Below are 2,111 nucleotides of genomic sequence, written 5' to 3' on the forward strand. Positions count from 1 at the left end.
CGCGAAGTGGCCACAAAACGAGATGCCGGCGATCACCACCACCATCAGCCAGATCTTGAAGGGGTTGAAGGCGTCGAGTGGCCCCATCTCCTCGTTGGGCAGTACCGGCAGCAGCACCAGCGAGATGAGCAAAAAGCGCAGGGTGGCGTGAAATTCGGTTTCGCTGAGAAACAGCATCCCCTGCTGGATCTTGCCCTTGAGCCCCATCAGCAGGGCCGCCAGAACGGCGCAGGCCACCGCCTCGCTCGGGCTCAGCAGTACCGACATCAGCCCCAGCAGATAGGTGAGCAGCATGGCTACCGAGCTGGTGAGGCCGAACTCCCCCTGCCAGCGTTGGGCCAGCCAGACCGAGAGGCCGCAGCCGATCACCACCGCCAGCAGGCCGAGCAGCGGCAGCCAGGGGCCCAGGGTCGGCAGCAGCAAGCCGCAGACCCCGCCGAGCAGGCCGATGAGGCCGTAGGTGCGCATCCCGGCGATGCGCTGGTTATCACCCAGCTGGCGCACCTGCCAGCCCCGTTCCAGTCCGATGATGAGGCCGATGGCCAGCGAGACCAGGGCACCGTTGACCGGTTCTGCATTGATCCACATAACGACTTCCTTTTCGTCATCTGCCTGCCTTGTTCCCATGATGGCACAGCGAGCAAGGGGCCAGAGGGGCATGGCTCACAGAGTCTGCGTCTGGCTCCCGGTGCGGGTGGCTGAGCTGATATGAGCAAAAGAGATAAGCAAAGAGTTATTTCTTTCTTCTGGGCATAACAACTCCACGGCATGCTGTTCTCAACCCAACAAGATATGGAGAATCACCATGAAACTGCGAATGACCGCCCTGACCCTGCTCTCTCTGCTGGCATTTGGTCAGGCCAATGCCGCCGAGATCCGCCTGCTCAACGTCTCTTACGATCCGACCCGCGAGCTGTTTCAGGAGTACAACGCCGCGTTTGCCAAGGAGTGGAAGGCAAAAACCGGTGACGACGTGGTGGTGAGCCAGTCTCACGGTGGCTCCGGCAAGCAGGCCCGCGCTGTGGTGGATGGACTGGAGGCCGACGTGGTATCGCTGGCGCTGGCCTACGATGTCAACGCCATCGCCAAGGCGGGGCTGACCGCTGCCGACTGGCAGAGTCGCCTCGGCAACAACGCCTCGCCCTATACATCCACCATCGTCTTCCTGGTGCGCAAGGGCAATCCCAAGCAGATCAAGGATTGGGATGACCTGGTGCGCAAGGATGTCGCCATCGTGACTCCCAACCCCAAGACCTCCGGCGGGGCCCGCTGGAACTATCTGGCCGCCTGGGGCTACGCCCTGAAGAAGAGCGGCAGTGAAGAGGGGGCCAAGCAGTTTGTCGGCGATCTCTTCAAAAACGTGAAGGTGCTGGACTCAGGCGCTCGCGGTGCCACCACCAGCTTTACCGAGCGTGGTCTCGGTGACGTGCTGCTGGCGTGGGAGAACGAAGCCCTGCTGGTGCTTGGTCAGGCGGGTGCCAGCGACAAGTTCGAGCTGGTGGTGCCTTCGGTCTCCATTCTGGCGGAGCCGCCGGTCGCGGTGGTGGACAAGGTGGCCAGGAAGCACGGTACCGAAGCTGTGGCCAAGGCCTATCTCGATTATCTCTACTCTGACGAGGGGCAGCATATCGTCGCCAGACATCACTATCGCCCCAGCAACCCGGCGATCCTGAAGGAGACGGCAGCCCAGTTCCCGCAGCTTGCCTTCTTTACCGTCAAGGATCTGGAAGGGGATTGGGAGAAAGCCCAGAAGAAACACTTCGCCCAGGGCGGTCTGTTTGATCAGATCTATCAGCCGGGTCGTTGATAGCTTCGTTATCCATCACTGAACTGGCCCCTGTGCCAGCCGATAGGAGCACCAAGATGAACAAGATCCTCCTGGTTCCCGGTCTGCACAACAGTGGGCCGGATCACTGGCAGAGCCGCTGGCACGATCATTTTCCCCAATGGCAGCGGATGACCGGGCTGCCGTGGGACAAGCCGGACCTCAGGGTCTGGAGTGCCAAGCTGGCGAGCAAGCTGAAACGTCGCCGCAGCCGGGTCCATCTGGTGGCTCACTCCTTCGGCGCCCTGACCGCCATCGCGGCGGCCCGCTTGCAGCCGGAGAAGGT

The 2,111-nt window shown here is 62.0% G+C and carries 3 protein-coding genes; 2 read left to right on the forward strand and 1 reads right to left on the reverse strand.

The genetic code is table 11. The annotated features are described in order from the left end of the window. A partial coding sequence (locus tag AACS18_RS23075; RefSeq protein ID WP_258228851.1) for an MgtC/SapB family protein occupies positions 1-588 on the reverse strand: 588 nt, incomplete at its 3' end. 217 nt (positions 589-805) lie between these two features. Here AACS18_RS23075 and AACS18_RS04625 point away from each other — a divergent pair. After that, on the forward strand, positions 806-1,807 hold the full coding sequence (locus AACS18_RS04625) for a sulfate ABC transporter substrate-binding protein (protein ID WP_108613813.1): 1,002 nt from the start codon (positions 806-808) through the stop codon (positions 1,805-1,807). 56 nt (positions 1,808-1,863) lie between these two features. Further along, positions 1,864-2,111: RBBP9/YdeN family alpha/beta hydrolase (locus AACS18_RS23080; protein ID WP_258228853.1), on the forward strand; the 248-nt coding region annotated here is incomplete at its 3' end.

The organism is Aeromonas sp. HMWF015 (assembly GCF_963878965.1).
GTDB classification, from domain to species: Bacteria; Pseudomonadota; Gammaproteobacteria; order Enterobacterales; family Aeromonadaceae; genus Aeromonas; species Aeromonas veronii.

Excerpts from the sequence above, each read along its gene's own strand:
- AACS18_RS04625 (WP_108613813.1), top strand. The coding sequence starts at position 806 with ATGAAACTGCGAATGACCGCCCTGACCCTGCTCTCTCTGCTGGCATTT.